Source organism: Herbiconiux liukaitaii (assembly GCF_041927495.1).
GTDB lineage: Bacteria > Actinomycetota > Actinomycetes > Actinomycetales > Microbacteriaceae > Herbiconiux > Herbiconiux liukaitaii.
Genome location: NZ_JBHFHG010000003.1, coordinates 217147 through 233011, shown reverse-complemented (window position 1 = coordinate 233011; position 15865 = coordinate 217147). Strand labels below are relative to the sequence as shown.

General features: G+C 69.9%; 11 protein-coding genes. 9 read left to right on the top strand and 2 right to left on the bottom strand.

Features of this window, described 5'->3' with window-relative positions:
* Positions 1–192 precede the first annotated feature (192 nt).
* The 3 genes from mfd (at position 193) to ACEXQC_RS05465 (ending at position 6544) form a co-directional block, all read left to right on the top strand.
* A complete protein-coding gene (mfd, locus tag ACEXQC_RS05475) occupies positions 193–3828 on the top strand; it encodes a transcription-repair coupling factor (protein ID WP_374819292.1) in 3636 nt (1211 codons plus the stop codon).
* Positions 3829–3946: 118 nt separating this feature from the next.
* Positions 3947–5812, top strand: a complete 1866-nt coding sequence (locus ACEXQC_RS05470; RefSeq protein ID WP_374819290.1) for a cell wall-binding repeat-containing protein — start codon at positions 3947–3949, stop codon at positions 5810–5812.
* 24 nt (positions 5813–5836) lie between these two features.
* Positions 5837–6544 (top strand): nucleoside triphosphate pyrophosphohydrolase, encoded by a 708-nt coding sequence (locus tag ACEXQC_RS05465; protein WP_374819288.1) that lies wholly within the window; start codon positions 5837–5839, stop codon positions 6542–6544.
* A 75-nt stretch (positions 6545–6619) separates the two neighbouring features.
* Here ACEXQC_RS05465 and ACEXQC_RS05460 read toward each other — a convergent pair whose 3' ends face one another.
* Both ACEXQC_RS05460 and ACEXQC_RS05455 read right to left on the bottom strand, forming a co-directional pair.
* Complete coding sequence (locus ACEXQC_RS05460; protein WP_374819286.1) at positions 6620–7723, bottom strand: ABC transporter permease; 1104 nt, start codon at positions 7721–7723, stop codon at positions 6620–6622.
* Positions 7720–8685 (bottom strand): ABC transporter ATP-binding protein, encoded by a 966-nt coding sequence (locus tag ACEXQC_RS05455; protein ID WP_374819284.1) that lies wholly within the window; start codon positions 8683–8685, stop codon positions 7720–7722. The genes ACEXQC_RS05460 and ACEXQC_RS05455 overlap by 4 nt, the downstream gene beginning before the upstream one ends.
* A 132-nt stretch (positions 8686–8817) precedes the next feature.
* Here ACEXQC_RS05455 and ACEXQC_RS05450 point away from each other — a divergent pair, with 132 nt between their 5' ends.
* From ACEXQC_RS05450 to ACEXQC_RS05425, 6 genes are all read left to right on the top strand, one after another.
* Positions 8818–10626, top strand: a complete 1809-nt coding sequence (locus tag ACEXQC_RS05450) for a cell wall-binding repeat-containing protein (RefSeq protein ID WP_374819282.1) — start codon at positions 8818–8820, stop codon at positions 10624–10626.
* A 45-nt stretch (positions 10627–10671) separates the two neighbouring features.
* Positions 10672–11952, top strand: a complete 1281-nt coding sequence (gene hisS / locus ACEXQC_RS05445) for a histidine--tRNA ligase (protein WP_374819280.1) — start codon at positions 10672–10674, stop codon at positions 11950–11952.
* A gap of 34 nt (positions 11953–11986) precedes the next feature.
* Positions 11987–12523, top strand: a complete 537-nt coding sequence (locus ACEXQC_RS05440) for a MarR family winged helix-turn-helix transcriptional regulator (protein WP_374819278.1) — start codon at positions 11987–11989, stop codon at positions 12521–12523.
* The gene (locus tag ACEXQC_RS05435; protein WP_374819277.1) at positions 12523–13734 is read left to right on the top strand and encodes an MFS transporter; all 1212 of its coding nucleotides are present in this window, start codon (positions 12523–12525) and stop codon (positions 13732–13734) included. The genes ACEXQC_RS05440 and ACEXQC_RS05435 overlap by 1 nt, the downstream gene beginning before the upstream one ends.
* A gap of 70 nt (positions 13735–13804) precedes the next feature.
* Positions 13805–15391, top strand: a complete 1587-nt coding sequence (locus tag ACEXQC_RS05430) for an MDR family MFS transporter (protein WP_374819275.1) — start codon at positions 13805–13807, stop codon at positions 15389–15391.
* Positions 15392–15401: 10 nt separating this feature from the next.
* A complete protein-coding gene (locus ACEXQC_RS05425; RefSeq protein WP_374819273.1) occupies positions 15402–15851 on the top strand; it encodes a MarR family winged helix-turn-helix transcriptional regulator in 450 nt (149 codons plus the stop codon).
* Positions 15852–15865 lie beyond the last annotated feature (14 nt).

Below are 15865 nucleotides of genomic sequence, written 5' to 3'. Positions count from 1 at the left end.
ACCACTGGGTGGGGCCGGACGCGAACGCGACGGGCCGTACTCGATGACCCAGGGTGAGCGCGCGGCCGCGAAGCGACCGCACGCGAACATGTCGCCGCGCGCCGGGCAGGGACCGGCGCGCACCCCGCAGCACGCGGCCGAAGGCCACGGGCCGCGGGGCAACCAGCACAGCCCGCGGCGTAAACTAGCTCAGTGATGCTTCAGGGCCTTGTTACTGCGCTTTCGCGCGCCTCCACCGTCGAGAGAGCCCTGGGCAACGCCGGGCGCGATGGCGATTTCTCGCTGCCCGAGGGGCTGCGGGCGCCGTTCCTCGCGGCCATGATGGCGCGGCGGGTCGAGCGCGGCCTGCCCGCGTCGATGCTCGTGGTCACCGCTACGGGCCGCGAGTCCGAGAAGCTGCGCGAGTCGCTCGCCAGCTTCCTTCCGGGCGCCGAGATCGTGGAGTTCCCCGCCTGGGAGACCCTGCCGCACGAGCGCCTCAGCCCGAGCGCCGAGATCGTGGGCAAGCGCATCGACGCCCTCCGCCGCCTCGTGGAGTGGCAGCGCGCCACCGACGCCGGCGAGACCCCCGAGCCCATGATCGTCGTCGCCTCCGTGCGCGCCGCCCTGCAGCCGCTCGCCGACAACCTCGCCGACCTCGAGCCCATCCGCCTCTCCCGCGGCGCCCGCGGCTTCGACCTCTCGAAGCTCTCGCTGCAGCTCGTCGAGCTCGCCTACTCCCGCGTCGACATGGTGACCCGCCGCGGCGAGTACGCCCTCCGCGGCGGCATCCTCGACGTCTTCCCGCCCATCGCCGAGCACCCCTACCGCATTGACTTCTTCGGCGACGAGGTAGAGGAGATCCGCGCCTTCTCGGTGGCCGACCAGCGCTCCCTGCCCGACGACGAGGGCGGATCCGGCGAGATCGGCGTGGTCACCCTCCCGCCGAGCCGCGAGCTCCTCCTCGGCGACGCCGTGCGCCAGCGCGCGCGCGAGATGCTGCACGAGTTCCCCGGTCTCACGCAGATGCTCGAGAAGATCGCCGCCGGCATCCCCGTGGAGGGCATGGAATCGCTCGCCCCCGCGCTCGTCGACCGGCTCGTGACCGTGGCGCACTACCTGCCCCGCGCATCCGCCGTGGCCGTCGTCTCTCCCGAGCGCGTCGCCACGCGAGCCATCAACCTCGCCGAGACCAACCGCGAGTTCCTCTCGGCCGCCTGGGTCGCGGCCACGGCCGGCGCTGCCGCCCCCATCGACCTCGCCGCGGGCGAGTTCATCACCCTCAACGACCTGCGGGCGGCATCCGGAGTCGACCGAGCCTGGTGGACCCTCAGCGAGTTCCAGCAGGGCCCCGACGACGACGAGGTGCTGCCCGAGCACCGCGAGCTCGAGGAGCACCTCACGCTGCGCCTCAAGGCCGACGCGGTGCCGAGCTTCTCCGGCAACGCCGACGGCGCGCTCGCCCACGTGGCCGAGCGCCTCGCCGACGACTGGACCCTGGTGGTCGCCGCGAAGGGCCAGGGACTCGTGGAGCGCGCCGCCGACGTGCTCGGCGAGCTCGAGATCCCCGCCCGCCAGGTCGACGACTTCCCGGAGGATGCCGAGCCCCGCATCGCGTACGTCATGCGCGCCGCCGTGGAGCACGGCTTCGAACTGCCCGAGCTCAAGCTCGCCCTCATCGGCGAGACCGAGTTCTTCGGCCGCACCGTGGGCTACGACACCCGCCAGGTCAAGAAGCTCGCGAGCCGCCGCAAGAATGTGGTCGACCCGCTGCAGCTCAAGACCGGCGACTTCGTGGTGCACCAGACCCACGGCATCGGCAAGTTCCTCGAGCTCACCCAGCGCGAGGTGTCGAGCGGCGGTCGCAACGCCATCAAGACCACACGCGAGTACCTCGTGATCGAGTACGCGCCGAGCAAGCGCGGCTACCCGGGCGACAAGCTCTACGTGCCCACCGATCAGCTCGACCTGCTCTCCCGCTACGTCGGCGGCGAGGCCCCCGCGCTCAGCAAGATGGGCGGCAGCGATTGGGCCGGTGCCAAGAGCAAGGCCCGCAAGGCCGTGCGCGACATCGCCGTGGAGCTCGTCAAGCTCTACTCCGCCCGCATGGCGTCGAAGGGCCACGCCTTCGGCCCCGACACCCCGTGGCAGCACGAGCTCGAGGAGGCGTTCCCGTTCCAGGAGACGCCCGACCAGCTCACCGTCATCGACGAGGTGAAGGCCGACATGGAGCGGCCCATCCCCATGGACCGCCTGCTGAGCGGGGATGTGGGCTTCGGCAAGACCGAGATCGCCATCCGTGCCGCGTTCAAGGCGGTTCAGGACGGCAAGCAGGTGGCCATGCTCGTGCCGACCACGCTGCTCGTGCGTCAGCACATTGAGACGTTCCAGGAGCGCTTCGCCGGGTTCCCCGTGCACCTCAAGGCGCTCAGCCGGTTCCAGACCGACAAGGAGATCAAGGAGACGATCGCGGGGCTGCTCGACGGCACCGTGGATGTCGTGATCGCCACGCACCGCATCCTGAGCGACAACATCGCGTTCAAGGATCTCGGGCTGCTCATCATCGACGAGGAGCAGCGCTTCGGTGTGGAGCACAAAGATCAGCTGAAGAAGCTCAAGACCAACGTCGACATCCTCGCCATGAGCGCCACCCCCATCCCGCGCACGCTCGAGATGGCGGTCACCGGCATCCGCGAGATGTCGACGCTCGCGACGCCGCCGGAGGACAGGCACCCCATCCTCACCTTCGTGGGGCCGTACTCCGACAAGCAGGTGGGGGCCGCCATTCGGCGCGAGCTGCTGCGCGAGGGCCAGGTGTTCTTCGTGCACAACCGCGTCTCGTCGATCAACCGCGTGGCCGCGCAGCTTGCCGAGCTCGTTCCCGAGGCGCGCATCGCTGTGGCGCACGGGCAGATGAGCGAGACGGCGCTCGAACAGGTGATCGTGGACTTCTGGGAGCGCAAGTTCGACGTGCTCGTCTCGACGACCATCATCGAGACCGGTATCGATATCGCCAACGCGAACACGCTCATCGTGGATCGGGCCGACAAGTACGGGCTCTCGCAGCTGCACCAGTTGCGCGGGCGCGTGGGGCGTGGGCGCGAGCGGGCGTACGCGTACCTGCTGTTCGACGAGCACAAGCCGCTCTCGGAGACCGCCAACGATCGCTTGTCGACGCTCGCGGCCAACAACGAGCTCGGCTCGGGCATCCAGGTGGCCCTGAAGGACCTCGAGATCCGTGGTGCCGGCAACCTGCTCGGCGGCGAGCAGGCCGGTCACATCGCGGGTGTGGGCTTCGACCTGTATCTGCGGATGATCGGCGAGGCGGTGTCGACGTTCCGCGGAGACGTGGCGGAGGGCCAGACCGAACTGCGGCTCGAGCTGCCGGTGGATGCGCACATCCCGGAGGACTACGTCGACAGCGAGCGACTGCGCCTCGAGGCCTACCAGAAGCTCTCGGCCGCAGCGGCACCGGCGGCCTCGGACGACGCGATCGACCGGGTCATCGAGGAGCTCACCGACCGGTACGGGCAGCCACCGGCCGAGGTCTCCACCCTTGTGGCCGTCTCCCGGCTGCGGCGTCGCGCCCAGAAGTCGTCGCTCAGCGAGGTCGTCACCATGGGGTCGAACCTGCGTGTGGCGCCGGCCGACCTGCCCGACTCGATCCAGGTGCGCCTCAAGCGCCTCTACCCGGGGGCCAAGCACTTCGCCCAGACCTCGGCCATCTCGGTGCCCCTGCCGGTCGTCGACGGCACCCCCCTCGCCGACGCCGCCCTCATCGCCTGGGTAGCCTCCTTCCTCGACGCCATAGTCCCCCTCCCGACCGCGACCCCCGCCCCCGCGGTCTGAGCCGACCGGCGTCGATCTCGAGTCCGGCAGTGAGCCGTTGATCGCCCGTGGTATAAATCTCCTGAGCAACGGGTGTCGATCAGGGTACCGAGGCGCTCCTTGACCCATCGGAGACCGCATGTCGAACCCAGCCCGTCGATCGAGCGCGCGGAGGGGCCTCCGGGCGGCCACCGCGATGGTGGCCGGCCTGCTGGCCGTGGTCGGAGCCCAGAGCATGGGTGCGGTGGCGGCATCAGCCGGTTCCGCACTCCCCGAAGCGTCGGCTGCCGCCGATCCCTCGGCGAGCGTGACCCAGGGATCCACACCCATGCTGGATTCGATCGGGGGGTCGTGGGGATCGTTCATGGAGCCGAATGTCGGCGGCTTCGTCGTGGCCGACGACACGTCGACCCTCCAGGTGACCCTCCCCACGGAACTCAGCAGCTTCTACAGCAGCTCGTGGGACTACTCCCTCCGCACCCGCGATTCCGCTCAGATCCTGACGACCGGGTCCGTGGATGTCACCGGAGGCAGCTTCACCGCATCCGTGCCGCAATCGTTGCGGGGTTTCAGCGAAGTCGAACTGAGCGTGACCAACGGGTACTCGACCGGAGCCTCCGTCTCCGTGCCCGTGACCTTGAACGCGATCCTCCGCATCCGTGACGACCTGACCGGCACCTCGGCCGCCATCCCCCTCACCAAATCCACCGCGAGCGTCTACGGGCGCTCGACCATGTTCGGCTCGACCCCGGAGAACGTCCCCGTGGCTCCCGGCCGGACCGTCACGATCTCCTCGCCCCCAGGCACCTGGACACGAGGGCCGGATGGCGACTGGACCGCTCCCGGGCCGATCTCCGCGAGCCTCTTCGCGCCCGGCGGGTCCGCCTTCTTCGGCACTTCGCCGGGTACCGCGTCGCCCGATGGTTCGACGGTGACGGTCCGCATCCCCTCGGCCCCGTTGAGCCCGTACTTCCCGGACGGCATGACGTCCCGGCCCCTCACCCTCCAGGTCAATCTGCCCTCATCGGGCACGGGGAGACCCGGCGGAACCCACTCGGTGCAGGCGTACCTCACGCTCGTCCCGTCGACCTCGCCGACCGTCGATCGTGTAGAGGGTCCGGATCGATACTCCGTGTCGGCCTCCATCTCGTACCGCGCATTCCCCGACGGGGCCGACACAGCGTTCGTCGTGACGGGCGCGAACTATCCGGACGCGCTGTCCGCAGCACCGGCGGCTGTCCACCGGGATGGTCCGCTCCTCCTGACGCAGCGCGACACGCTTCCTCGCGGGGTCGCGGAGGAGATCGCGCGGCTCAGTCCGGATGACGTCTACATCGTCGGCGGAGTCGACTCGGTCTCGGAGAGCGTCGCGGCCCAGATCTCTGCCCTGGGCGCGAGCGTGCATCGGATCGGGGGAGCTGACCGCTATGCGGTCTCCCGTGCCCTCGCCGTCGACACGTTCTCGAGCGAGAACGGCGGATCCGGCCTGGTCTACATCGCCACGGGAGCCAACTTCCCCGACGCGCTGGCAGCCGGGGGTGCCGCTGGGCACGCGGGTGCCCCTGTCCTCCTCGTCCAAGGATCAGCCCCCACCCTCGACGCGGCAACCGTCCAGCAGCTCCAGAAGTTGGGTGCCACGCAGATCAAGATCGCCGGCGGGCCCGCCTCCGTGTCGACCGGGATCGAGCAGGCGCTGGCGCAGATCGCTCCGACCACGCGACTCTGGGGAGCCGATCGCATCAGCGCTGCGGCCGCGATCAACCTCGATGCGTACGGGTCGAGCGAACGGGCCTTCGTCGTGACGGGCTACAACTTCCCGGATGCGCTGGCCGGAGCTGCGTGGGCCGGTCGCCTCGGTGCTCCGCTCTACGTGTCCCGCCCCGACTGCCTCCCCGGCGTGGTGAGTGATGCGCTCCGCACTCAGGGAGTCAAGCGGATGACGCTGCTCGGCGGGCGGGCCTCGCTGTCATCGGCGGTGGAGGAGTCCATCCCGTGCGGCGGGTGACGCGCCGCGAAATACACTGGCGGCATGGCTGAGGTTCCGGAGGCGGGGAGTGAGCTCGAGCGGCTCGTGGCGGTGACGGCTGTGCTGCGGGCGCCCGGCGGGTGTCCGTGGGATGCCGAGCAGACGCATGCGAGCCTCGTGCAGTACCTCACCGAGGAGACGCACGAGCTCATCGAGGCGATCGAGTCCGGGTCGCGCGAGGAGATGATCGAGGAGCTCGGCGACGTGCTCTACCAGGTGATCTTCCATGCCGACCTGGCCGCTCACACGCCCGGCGAGGAGTTCACGATCGAGGATGTGGCCGCGCACATGACGGCCAAGATGGTGGGCCGCCATCCGCACGTGTTCGGCGACCTCGATCTCGAGACCGCCGGCGACGTGGAGAACGCCTGGGACGCCTTCAAGGCCGCCGAGAAGCCCACCCGCACGAGCGTGCTCGACGGCATCCCGCTCGGCATGCCGTCCCTCGCCCTCGCCGACAAGCTCCTGGGCCGAGCCCGCAAGGTGGGAGTGGAGGTGCCGGCGATGCCCACTCAGCCCCTCGAGCCCGCTCAGAACGAAGCCGAACTGGGTACCCAGCTCCTTTCGATAGTCGCAGCAGCCAAGTCCAACGGCCTAGACGCAGAACGCGCTCTAAGAGGCGCCCTCCGCACCCTCCGAACGACCATCACGGATGCCGAAACCCCAGAAGCCCCAACCACGCAACAGGCCGTACCCGACGACCCAAGGTGAGCGCGCGGCCGCGCCAGCGACCGCACGCGAACATGTCGCCTGCGCCGGGCAGGGACCGGCGCAGCAAATAAGCACCTAAGCGATCCGGCTACCCGCGGCGAGGGAACCCGCCGGAGTTCGGGTGGCACGCCACGCACCCAGGAGCGCCAGGGCTCCGAGCCCCGACTGCAGCGCCAGGCCGATGAACCAGCTCGGCACTCCCGAGCGCAGCAGCTCCTCCGGGGTGGGGCCGGTGCCCTGGTAGCCCGCGGCGTCCCCGCGGCAGAAGTCGTTGAACACCTCGGTCTCGGGCGCGATCTGCACCTGCCGCACCCCCAGCGCCACGTACCCGAACAGGTTCTCGGGGTATCCGGAGTCGTCGAAGTCGCCGTACGAGGCATCCGCCACGACCACGTACGGATTCACCGCGAGCAGCCCCCAGTACGGGTCGAAGCGCGGGATCGTGAAGGTGGTGGTCTCCGGCGGCTCGCAGCCGGAGGGCCCGTCGCCATCCTCGTCGTAGGCGGGGCTCACGGTGGTCTGCGTCACGGTGACCTGCGTCACCGATCCGGCGAGCCCGAAGGCGATGAGTGTGCCGAGGCTGAGCGCGGCGACCGTGAGGTACGTCACGACCACCGAGAACAGCGGCTTGCGGATGATCCCGGAGAACCCCACCCCGAGCGCCGCCAGCACACCGAGCTCGGCGGTGAGGATGGCGAGCGACGACACCACGGTGAGCGCCGACACCTCCCCGATCGCCACGGCGATCGCCAGGAACGGCACGGTCACCACGAGCAGGGCGAGCGACGCGATCCAGGCCGCGAGCCACTTGCCCACCACGATCTGCCCCGTGCTCACCGAGGTGACCTGGAGCGTCGCGAGGGTGCCGCTCTCGCGCTCGCCGTTGATGGCGTTGCCTGAGAGGGCGGGTGAGATGAGGCTCGCGAGCAGCAGCACGAAGTACACGACGGAGGAGAACAGCGGGCCTCCGGAGGTTCCCCAGCTGCCCGTGACCACCCACACGCCGATCGTCACGACGGCCACGAGCGCGAAGAACACACCCAGGATGACGTACCACGCCACCCCGCGCACCCGCTGCCGCAGTTCGAGCCCCAGGATGAGCCCCACACCCCGCCAGAACCCGCCGACCCCCGCGAATCCGCCGTCGGAAGGCGTCTTCACCGCCGTCACCCCGCTCATCGGATGCCTCCGCCCGAGCCCGCGAGGCCCTGCAGGGTGCGTTCGAGCTCGCCGGAGGCCGGCGCGAACCAGCTCACCCGCGTGCCGCCCGCCACGAGGGCTGAAAGCACGGCAGCCGCATCCGCCTCGTCCGTCATCGATACCGTGAACCCCTGGCTGTCGGAGGCGATCCGCACAGGATCCACCCCGATCCCCTCGAGCGCCGACCCGAGCGCGAACCCGTCGAGCGACTTCACCCGCCACAGCCGCGACGACGCCCTGGCCGCGGCCACGGCCTCCTGCGACGCGGTGATGCCGTGGTCGAGGTAGACGGCATCCGTCGCCACCTCGTCGAGCTCGCTCAGCACGTGGCTCGAGATGAGGATGGTGCGGCCCTCGCCGGCGAGCCGCAGCAGCAGTTCGCGCAGCTCGATGCGGGCGACCGGATCGAGACCAGAGGCGGGCTCGTCGAGCAGGAGCACGCGCGGGTCGTTGGCGAGAGCACGGGCGAGCGAGAGCTTCTGCTTCTGGCCGCGCGAGAGCACCCGGGTGGGCCGGTCGGCGAGCTCGCCGAGACCCACGAGCGCGATGAGCTCGGCCGCCCGGGCTGCCGAGGCGGGGCGGGAGTGGCCGTAGAGGCGGTGGGTGATCTCGAGCGCGCTGCGCACCGTGAGGTTGGCCCAGGAGCCGAGCGCGTCCGGCATCCACCCGAGCAGCGGCCGCACCGCGGCGGGTTGCGCCACGGGGTCGATCCCCTCGATGCGGATGCTCCCCGCATCGGGCCGCAGCAGCGTCGCGAGCATGAGCAGCAGGGTCGTCTTCCCCGACCCGTTCGGCCCGACGAGCGCGGTCACAACCCCGGGCCGAGCCACGAAACTCACGTCCCGCACAGCCGCCACACTCCCGAACGACCGCCGAACCCCCTCCACCACGATCCCCGCAGCAGCCCCGCCGCCGCCCTCACCCGCACCCACAGCCCCCACGAGCCCCTCCGCCCCTCACCGATGTAGCCAGACCCTACCTCCCCCCGGTGACACCCTGCCCCGTGATATACATCACAGAGCCACAGCTGTCGATCTCACCGACGACGGGGGATCTGGCTCAGGGGGAACACGATGTCCACGATCACCATCAGGCGCGCCGTTCCGGCGACCATCGCTCTGCTCTGCGCGCTCCTGCTCGCCGTGCCCGCTCAGGCCTCTGCCGTGGAGATCGGTCCGGATGTCCCGGATCCCTCCTCGGCCCGCATCGTCATCCCGGCGGGATCTCCTACTGTTCGCAACCTCAACTCGCGGTGGGAACCCGACGAGGCCTCCCCGCTCCCCTCGACCACGCGCACGCTGACCGCGACCGTCCCGCAGGCCCTCTTCGACTTCGGGACGCCACTGACCGCCCTCATCGCCGGCGCCAAGCGCAACCCTGTAGCCCTCACCTCCGTCGACGCCGCCACCAGGACGGTCACGGTCGACATCCCCGAGGGCTACTTCACCTCACCCGCCGGCGCACCGGCCACGTTCGAGGGCACGCTGCGCTACTCACTGGTGCTGGAGACCTCGATACCCGGCGCGAGCCGTGGCAACACGGCCTATGTATCGATCGGCTTCCTCGCGGGCGGTCCGGGCGCCTCGGAGCATGCCCGCACGGTCACTCCCGCCGGGGCGTTCGGTTACTACTCCTCGATCTCCTACAGTCTCGATCCCGACACCGAGGTCGACGTGAGATCGCTCGACCGGATCGTCGTCGACGGAGTGGTCCCGTTCCAGGGGGCCACCGCGGTCTCGACCGGCCGTTGGGACACGGACCGCCGGGGTGCCTCCGTTCCGACTCGGGTCGTCTCGAGCGGGGGCGCCGCGGTGGAGGTGGAGGTCGCGTCCGAGTTCACGATGAGGGGCATCACCACCAGTCGTGCTCTCCTCACCTTGCAGGGTTCGTCGGACGGCACCTCCGTGACCGTCACGCTGCCCTACACGCTCGTGCACAGTCCCACGTCCGGGCCGGGGACGACGATCCGCTTGGCCGGTGCAGACCGGTTCGAGGCGGCGGTCGGCTACAGCCGAGAAGGGAAACCCGACGTGGGGTCGGGAACCCCGGTGCTCTCGGTCGCCTCCGGTTCGAACTTCCCCGACGCTCTGACCGCCGCCGCGGCGACCGCCCACATCGGCGGGTCGCTGCTGCTCGTGACGCAGGGGGATATGTGGCGCGAGAGCGACCGGAGCACGTGCGACGAAGCGCAGCGGCTGAACCCTGCCGCCGTGCGGGTGGCAGGGGGGCCGGCCTCGGTGGGGGATCAGGCCTCCGTCAGCATCGGGACCTGCGCCCAGGTCGATGGCGTCGAGCGACTCGACGGTGCGGATCGATACGAGGTGTCGCGGCGCGTGGCCAGAACGTACTTCGACGACGGAGCGTCCACCGTCTTCATCGCCACGGGCACCACGTTCCCGGATGCGCTCTCGGCAGTTCCCGCCGCAGCGACAGAGGATGCGCCGGTCATCCTGGTGCCCGGTGGTTCGCCCTCCCTCGACCAGGCCACGCTCGACACGCTGCGGACCCTCGGCGCTCGGCGGTTCGTCATCGTCGGCGGGCCTGCGTCGGTGTCCCAGGGCATCCAGAGTCAGCTCTCCACCCTGGGGGCGGTCGAGCGCATCTCGGGGGCCGATCGCTACGAGGTGTCGGCAGCGGTCAACACGCGCTTCTTCCCCACGGCGTCGGAGGCGTTCCTCGCCACGGGAGCGAACTTCCCCGACGCGTTGACCGGGGGAGTGCTCGCGGCATCGCGGAATGCGCCGCTCCTCCTCGTGCGCACCGAGTGCCTCCCTCCGTCGGCGCACGCCGCGCTCACACGCTGGAATGTGTCGCGCACCACTCTGCTCGGAGGCACGTCGAGCTTGAACGCCACGGTGATGGACCTGCGGGCGTGCGTGTGAGGGAGGCGGCCAGGTCGGCTCTCGGCCCCCGGTAATCTGGACTCCATGGCAACTCAGGTCTCCGCGCCGCGCGGCATGCGCGACTTCCTTCCCGCCGACAAGGGCAAGCGCGAGCGCGTGCTCGGCCTCATCCGCAGCACCTACGCCGCGCACGGGTTCGACGAGATCGAGACGCCCGTGGTGGAGGACTTCGGCCGCCTGCACGCCGGCCTCGGCGGCGACAACGAGAAGCTCGCCTTCAACGTCATGAAGCGCGGCCTCGACAAGGCGGCCCTCGAGCAGGCCGCGCGCGACGACGACCCCGACCAGCTCGCCGACCTCGGTCTGCGCTTCGACCTCACCGTGCCGCTCGCGCGCTTCTACGCCACCCACCGCGCCGCCCTTCCCCAGGTGTTCCGCGCCGTGCAGATCGCCCCCGTCTGGCGCGCCGAGCGCCCGCAGAAGGGCCGCTACCGCCAGTTCGTGCAGTGCGACATCGACATCATCGGCGAGCCGGGCATCCTGGCCGAGGTCGAGCTGCTCACCGCCACCCTGGCGACCCTCCAGACGCTGGGCCTCGAGGGCTGCCGCATCCGCATCAACGACCGACGCGTGCTGTTCGGGATGCTCGAAGCGTTCGGCTTCGACGAGGCCGAGCACGCCTCGGTGCTCATCACCATCGACAAGCTCGACAAGGTCGGCGAGGCGGGCGTGATCGACGAGCTCACCGCGAAGGGCGCCACCGAGGGCGCCGTGGCCGCGCTCGCCGCGTTCTTCGAGGCGAACACAGCGAACAAGGGCACAGGCTCCGAGACCCCCCTCCCCGAAGGCGCAGCCCAGGAGGCCCGCGAAGACCTCGCCCGCATCGAGCAGACCCTCCGCGCCACGGGCGTCGAGGGCGAGCTCGTCTTCGACCCGTTCCTCGTGCGCGGCATGGGCTACTACACGGGCACCATCTTCGAGATCGAGCACCCCGACTTCAGCTTCTCGCTGGGCGGGGGAGGGCGCTACGACGGCATGATCGGCCGGTTCCTCGGCGAGGACGTGCCGGCCTGCGGCTTCTCCATCGGCTTCGAGCGCATCATCGACCTCATCGCCGACCCCGCCGCGGGCGAGGGCACGAGCCTCGTGCTCGTGCACGACAAGAGCGACGACCCCGAGCGCCTGCTGCGCTTCAAGCGCGACCTCGTGGGCCGCGGCCACCGCGTGCGCCTCGAGCGCCGCACCAAGAACCTCGCACCGCTGCTGCAGCGGGCCGAGGATGCGGGCTTCCACGGCTTCGCCCTGCTCACGAGGGGCACCGAGACGGTCGACGACCTGGAGATCAAGCAGTTCCACCAGGAGTGACCGATACATAGTTTACCTATGTAAAATAGATGCTGTGACCACACAGACCAGCAGCACTCCCGAACTCTCCGCTCTGCTCTCCGACCTCCTGTCGGTCACGCACCGCCTCACCCGTCTCGCCGCCGAAGCGGCCGCGAGCCCGACCACGGGCGCGCCCGCGCTCACCACCACGACGAGCCCGAACTCCGCCCGCAGCGTCTCGCCCGCCACCTGGCGCACCCTCAGCGCGCTCAGCACCTTCGGCCCCATGCGCCTCGGCGAACTCGCCAAGCAGGCCCGCGTGAGCCAGCCCGCCATGTCGAGGATCGTCGCCAACCTCAACGAGGTCGAGTGGATCCGCCGCATCGCCGACGTCGACGACGCCCGCGCCTGGCAGATCGCGCTCGCCCCCAAGGGCATCCGCGCCCTCGCCGACTGGCGCGAGAAGCTCGACGGCGCCCTCGCCCCGCTCTTCGACGGACTCGACGCCTCCGAGATCGAGACCATCTCCCGCGCCCTCGACCTGCTCAGCGAGTGCACCGACCAGCAGCTCGAGCAGGCCCGCGAGGGCAGCGCTCTGCGGATCGCCTGATGGCGAGCCCCATCCTCCGCCAACCGAAAGCGGTCTGGGCGGTCGCCTTCGCGTGCGTGATCGCCTTCATGGGCATCGGTCTCGTCGACCCGATCCTGCCCGCCATCGCCGACAGCCTCGACGCCACGCAGACCCAGACGAGCCTGCTCTTCACGAGCTACCTGCTCATCACGGGCTTCGCCATGCTCTTCACGAGCTGGCTCTCGACCCGCATCGGCGCCCGCACGACCCTGCTCATCGGCCTCGCACTCATCGTGGCGTTCGCGCTCGCGGCGGGTCTCTCGGGCTCGGTCGAGGAGGTCATCGGCTTCCGCGCCGGCTGGGGTCTCGGCAACGCCCTCTTCATCTCCACAGCCCTCGCCACCATCGTGGGGGCGGCCAGTGGGGGAGCGAGCTCGGCCATCATCCTCTACGAGGCGGCGCTCGGCCTGGGCATCGCGATCGGGCCGCTGCTCGGCGGCCTCCTCGGTTCGATCAGCTGGCGAGGCCCGTTCTTCGGCACCTCGGTGCTCATGGCCGTCGGCTTCATCGCCATCGCGACGCTCATGAAGAAGCCCGACCAGAAGCCGGTTCCGACACCCCTCTCGGCCCCGTTCAAGGCGCTCACCCGGCCCGCTCTCGCGGTGCTCGCGGTCGCCGCGCTCTTCTACAACGTCGGCTTCTTCATCCTCCTGGCCTACACGCCGTTCCCGCTCGGTCTCGACGAGATGGGGCTCGGCCTCACCTTCTTCGGCTGGGGCCTCGCGGTGGCCATCACCTCGGTCTGGGCCGCGCCCCTGCTCACCCGCCGACTGCCGCGCACCCGCGTGCTCTGGACGGTCCTGCTCCTCCTGGGTGCCGACCTCGTGGCCGCCGGGCTCGTGGTGCAGAACACGGCGGGCCTCATCACCTGCGTCATCGTGGGCGGCGCGCTGCTCGGCATCATGAACACCGTGCTCACCGAGTCGGTCATGGCGGCCACGGATCTGCCCCGCCCCGTGGCCTCCTCCGCCTACTCGGCGGTGCGCTTCCTCGGCGGCGCGGCGGCCCCGCCCCTCGCCTCCGTCATCGCGGGGGCCTTCACCGAGGCGACGCCGTTCTACGTGGCGGCCGGATCCGTGGTCATCGCCTCTCTCATCATCGTGTTCGGCCACCGGGCCATCGCCCACGTCGACCACGAGGAGGAGAGCGAGCTCGTCGAGGCGGAGGCCATCGGCGTCGGCGAATCCTGAGCGAGTAGTTGATCGGCGTCAACAATGTGTGTATAGTTGACGTCGATCAACTTCTTCCCTTTGGAGCACCGTGTCCCTGAAAACCTCCGACGCCCCGGCGCAGCCCGTCGACGTCACCTCGCGCCGCCACGTGCTGGTGCCCCTGTCGGGCCTCCTGCTCGGCATGTTCGTCGCCATGCTCGCGAGCACCGTCGTCTCGAGCTCGCTGCCGAAGATCATCGGCGACCTGGGCGGCACGCAGGCCGGCTTCACCTGGGTCGTCACGGCGACCCTGCTGGCCACCACCGTCTCCACGCCCATCTGGGGCAAGCTGGCCGACCTCACCAACCGCAAGCTGCTCATCCAGCTGTCGCTCGTGATCTTCGTGGTCGGCTCTGGCCTCGCGGGCCTCGCGCAGTCCACCGAGATGCTCATCTTCTTCCGCGTGCTGCAGGGCCTCGGTGCGGGTGGCCTCACGGCCCTCGTGCAGGTCGTGATGGCCGACATCATCCCGCCCCGCGAGCGCGGCCGCTACATGGGCCTGCTCGGCGCCGTCATGGCCGTGGCCACGGTGGGCGGCCCGCTGCTCGGCGGCGTCATCACCGACTCGATCGGCTGGCGCTGGAACTTCTACATCGCCGTCCCGTTCGCCATCGCCGCCATCGTCGTGCTGCAGCGCACCCTCCACATCCCCACCATCAGGCGCAAGGTGCGCATCGACTACCTCGGTGCCGCACTCATCGCCGCGGGCGTCTCGCTGCTGCTCATCTGGGTGACCCTCGCGGGCAGCGACTTCGAGTGGCTCTCCGCCACGAGCATCCTCATGGTCGTCGGGGCCGTGGCTCTGCTCGGCCTCGCGGTCTTCACCGAGCTCAAGGTCAAGGAGCCCATCATCCCGATGGCGCTGTTCAAGAACCGCACCTTCTGGCTCGCCGTCATCGCGAGCATCTCGGTGGGTGTGGCCATGTTCGGCACGAGCGTGTTCCTCAGTCAGTACATGCAGCTGGCGCGCGGCAAGACCCCCACGGAGTCGGGCATCTACACGATCCCCATGATCGCGGGTGTGCTCGTGTCGTCGATCGTGGTGGGCCAGATCATCAGTCGCACCGGTAAGTGGAAGCGCTACATGGTGACCGGATCCGTGCTGCTCACCATCGGGCTGGCCCTCATGGGCACCATCCGCTACGACACCGACTTCGCTCTCGTCTTCGTCTACATGTTCGTGATGGGCGCGGGTGTCGGCATGGTGATGCAGAACCTCGTGCTGATCGTGCAGAACGCGGTCGACCCGCGCCAGATCGGCACGGCCAGCGCCTCGGTGGCGTTCTTCCGCAGCCTCGGCGGCACCATCGGCGTGAGCGTCATGGGCGCCGTGCTCGGCAGCCGCATCACGACCCTCGTGGCCGACGGGCTGCAGAAGCTCGGCATCGATCCCTCGCAGACCGGCTCGCTCGCGAGCGGCGGCATCCCGGATCTTTCGACGCTCCCCGGGCCCGTGCGCCTCGTGGTGGAGTCGGCCTACGGCGAGGCGGTGGCGGACGTCTTCCTCATCGCGGTGCCGCTCGCCGTGATCTCGATCATCGCGATCGCGCTGCTGCCCAACCGGGCCCTCGGCACCAAGACCTCGGTGGAGCAGATCGCCGAGCAGGAGAAGGCCCTCGGTGAACGGTCCCACTAGCCTGGAGGGCGTGAGCTCAGAGGAACGCGCCGAGGCCATCCTCGCCGTCGAAGGCGAGATGGCCAGGATCGTGCGCGCGACCAGGGCGTTCCTGCTCGAGAACGCGGCCCGCTTCTCGTCGGAGCTCTCGCCCTCCGGTTTCTGGGTGCTGCGCTACATCGTGAAGAACGCCCCCACCTCGCCCGGCGCGATCGTGGCGCAGGTGGGCATGGACAAGAGCGTCGTGAGCCGCCAGCTGCGTGTGCTCAAAGATCTCGGCTTCGTCACGAGCGTGCCCGACCCCTCCGACGGCAGAGCGAGTCTCTTCGAGCCGACCCCCGCCACCCTCCTGCGCATGGACGACATCCGCCACGAGGTGCAGGCCGCCTACTCCGGAGTGCTCGACGACTGGAGCGACGACGACGTGCGCTCGTTCGTGCGCCTCCTCGGCGAGTTCAACGACCGCCTCGAGCGCCGCTGACCCACCTTCCTCCC

Excerpts from the sequence above, each read along its gene's own strand:
- ACEXQC_RS05470 (WP_374819290.1), top strand. The coding sequence starts at position 3,947 with ATGTCGAACCCAGCCCGTCGATCGAGCGCGCGGAGGGGCCTCCGGGCG.
- ACEXQC_RS05465 (WP_374819288.1), top strand. The coding sequence starts at position 5,837 with ATGGCTGAGGTTCCGGAGGCGGGGAGTGAGCTCGAGCGGCTCGTGGCG.
- ACEXQC_RS05460 (WP_374819286.1), bottom strand. The coding sequence starts at position 7,723 with ATGAGCGGGGTGACGGCGGTGAAGACGCCTTCCGACGGCGGATTCGCG.
- ACEXQC_RS05450 (WP_374819282.1), top strand. The coding sequence starts at position 8,818 with ATGTCCACGATCACCATCAGGCGCGCCGTTCCGGCGACCATCGCTCTG.
- hisS (WP_374819280.1), top strand. The coding sequence starts at position 10,672 with ATGGCAACTCAGGTCTCCGCGCCGCGCGGCATGCGCGACTTCCTTCCC.
- ACEXQC_RS05435 (WP_374819277.1), top strand. The coding sequence starts at position 12,523 with ATGGCGAGCCCCATCCTCCGCCAACCGAAAGCGGTCTGGGCGGTCGCC.